Source organism: Rhodococcus sp. NPDC059968, from assembly GCF_042738615.1.
Taxonomy (GTDB): Bacteria; Actinomycetota; Actinomycetes; order Mycobacteriales; family Mycobacteriaceae; genus Rhodococcus_F.
Map to the genome: position 1 here is coordinate 1 of NZ_JBHWUE010000230.1, position 3,333 is coordinate 3,333.

General features: G+C 69.1%; 1 protein-coding gene. It reads left to right on the forward strand.

Going from position 1 to position 3,333, the window contains the following annotated elements; genetic code table 11:
* A partial coding sequence (locus ACFWAY_RS53290; protein ID WP_378516473.1) for a condensation domain-containing protein occupies positions 1-3,333 on the forward strand: 3,333 nt, incomplete at both ends.

Genomic DNA, 3,333 nt, shown 5'->3' on the forward strand with positions numbered 1-3,333 from the left:
GGCGAGCGGTTGGCCCCGCACATGGTGCCCGCGACCGTGATGGTCCTCGATGCCCTGCCCCTCACGGCGAACGGCAAACTCGACCGCGCTGCATTGCCTGCGCCCGACTTCAGCACCGGCCGAGGACAATTCCGGGCACCGGTCACCGAGGTGGAGATGGCGTTGGCGGGACTGTTCGCGGACGTGCTCGGGCTCGAATCGGTGGGCGTGGAGGATTCGTTTTTCGCGCTCGGCGGCGACAGCATCATGTCCATCCAGTTGGTGGCACGCGCGAAGGCCACGGGACTGGTGTTCTCGCCGCGGGATGTCTTCGAGCGCCGGTCGGTGGCCGGCTTGGCGCAGGTCGCCGTCCTCGGCGGAGGGCCGGAGGCGGCGACGTTGGAGGAGTTTGCCGGGGGCGGTGTCGGTGAGGTTCCGTTGACGCCGATCATGCGGTGGCTGCTCGAACGTGGCGAGTCGGGGTTCGGTCGCTTCTCTCAGGCCGTGATGCTGGGTCTGCCGGCGGGCATCGACCGGCAGACGCTGGCGGGCACGGTGCAAGCGGTGCTCGACCGGCATGACATGCTGCGCGCGCGGCTGTGCCCGGCCGCCGATGGGTGGACGTGGAAGGTGTTGCCGAGCGGTGTGATTCCGGCTGGCGAGCTGATTCGTCGGGTGCCGTTGGAGGTGCGGCCGGGAGGCGCGGAGTTCCACGAGGTGGCGGCGGCAGAGTTGGATGCCGCCGCGGACCGGCTGAATCCGGCCGCCGGGATCTTGGTTCAGGTGGTCTGGTTCGATCCGGTGGACGTGGCAGCTTCGGGCCGGGTGCTGGTGGCGGTGCATCATTCGGCGATCGACGGGGTGTCCTGGCGGGTGCTGGTGCCGGACCTCGCGACCGCGTGGTCCCGGATCGAGTCCGGCGAGCCACCCGACCTGCCCCCGGTCGGGACGTCGATGCGCAGGTGGGCGCACGGGCTGGTCGAGGCGGCGCATCGGCCGGAGCGGGTCGCCGAGCTCGAAGTGTGGCAAGCGATGGCCGGCGGGAACGATCCGGTGATCGGGTCGAGGCCACTCGACCCCGCGATCGACGTGGCTGCCACAGCCCGCACCATCGAGGTCGACGTGCCCCCGGACGTGACCGAAGCGCTGTTGACCACAGTCCCCGAGGTGTTCCACGGCAGTGTGGGCGACGGTCTGCTGGCCGCGCTGGCGGTCGCGGTGACGAAGTGGCGGCGCGAGCAGGCGACGGAGGCCTCCGGCGGACCTCTCGCGGAGGTGGTGATCGGTCTGGAAGGGCACGGGCGCCAAGAAGACACCGTCCCAGGTTCGGATCTGGCCCGCACCGTGGGCTGGTTCTCCACGAGTTTTCCGATGCGCCTTGATCTGTCGGGAATTGATCTGGACGACGCGTGCGCGGGTGGGCCGGCTGCCGGTGCGCTGGTCAAGTCCGTCAAGGAACAGCTCCTCGCGGTGCCGGACCACGGGATCGGCTACGGCCTGCTGCGGTATCTCAACGAGGACACCGGACCGATACTCCGGACTCTGCCGGCACCGCAGATCGCGTTCAACTACCTCGGCAGGGTCACCGCCGGGATTCCCGACAGCGCGACTGAGGCCGCTTGGGTCCCTGTCGACGATGCCGGCAACCTCGCCGGTGCGCAGAATCCGGATATGCCGGTGCCGGCGGTGCTCGACATCAACGCCCTCACCCTCGACGACGGGGGCCGACCGAGGCTACGGGCAATCTGGTCCTTCCCCACCGGGGTGCTCACCGCCGCGGAGGTGCGCGAGATCGCAGAGTCGTGGTGCCGGGTGTTGAGCGCGTTGACCACGCATGCCCGCACTGCCGGGGCCGGGGGGCGGACGCCGTCGGATGTGGATCTGATCAGGCTCGGGCAGTCCGAGATCGAGCGACTCGAGGACCGGTATCCGGCGTTGAGTGACGTGTGGCCGCTCTCGCCGCTGCAGGAGGGGTTACTGTTCCACGCGCTGGTGTCGGAGGAGTCGGTGGATGCCTACGTGGTGCAGTTGGTCCTCGAGCTGCGTGGGGACGTCGATCCGGAGCGCTTGCGCCGCGCAGGGCAGGTGTTGCTCGATCGGCACGCAAACCTGCGAACCGCCTTCGTCCCCGACACCAACGCCGGGCCGGTCCAGGTGGTTCACGACCATGTTGCGGCCCAATGGTCGGAGCTCGATCTGTCCGGGTTGGACGAGGATGCACAACGCAGCGCGATGACCAGGGTGATGGCCGTGGACCGGGCGACCCGGTTCGATCCGGCTCGTGCTCCGCTGCTGCGCTGGATGCTGGTCACCACCGGACCGGAGCGTTACCGGCTGGTGCTGACCAATCATCACCTGCTGCTCGATGGCTGGTCGACGCCGCTGCTGCTGACGGAGTTGCTGGTGCTCTATGCCACCGACGGCGACGCCGCGATGCTGCCTCGTGTCCGTCCCTATCGGGACTTCCTGGCGTGGATCGTCGGGCAGGACACGACCGCGTCGCTCGAGGCCTGGGCCCGGGCGTTCGACGGCGTCGACGAGCCGACCCTGGTGGCCCCGGCCGAACCCGGCCGTCGATACACCGAATCACGGGATGTGCTCGGCGAACTGACCGAGGAACAGACCGCGGCGCTGACAGGCTTCGCGCGGGCCCGGGGAATCACCCTCAACACCGTGATCCAGGCGTCGTGGGCGATCGTGCTGGGCGCATTGCTCTCCCGCGAGGATGTCACGTTCGGTGCCACGGTCTCCGGGCGTCCTCCGCAGATCGCGGGCATCGAGTCGATGGTCGGGCTGTTCGTCAACACACTGCCGGTGCGGGTCCGCCTGGATACCGCCGAGAGCCTGGGGCAACTGCTCGACCGGGTCCAGGCGGAGCAGGCCGGACTGCTCGATCATCACTACGTGGGCCTGACCGAGGTCCAGCGCGTCGCCGGGCCGGGAGCGGTCTTCGACACGATGACGGTCGTCGAGTCCTACCCGGTCGACCGCGGAGGACTCACCGCGGAGACCGACATCGCCGGCATGCGAGTGGTCGACGTGAGCGGCACTGATTCCGCGCACTACCCGATTGGACTGGTTGCAGACGTCGACACCGCGCTGCACCTGAGGATCAAGTACCTGCCCGAACTCTTCGACCACGACGTGATGGAGGAGACACTGCACCGGGTCCTGCGTGTGCTCGACACCGTCGTCGCCGATCCGGATCTGCCACTGACCCGCCTGGATCTGCTCTCCCCGGCCGAACACCGCGAGTTGACGCCGGTGTCGGGCGGCCCAGCCGTGCCGGGGCGGGTGTTGCCGGAGTTGTTGGCGGCTGCGGTGGAGATGGATCCGGGGGCGGTCGCGGTGGTG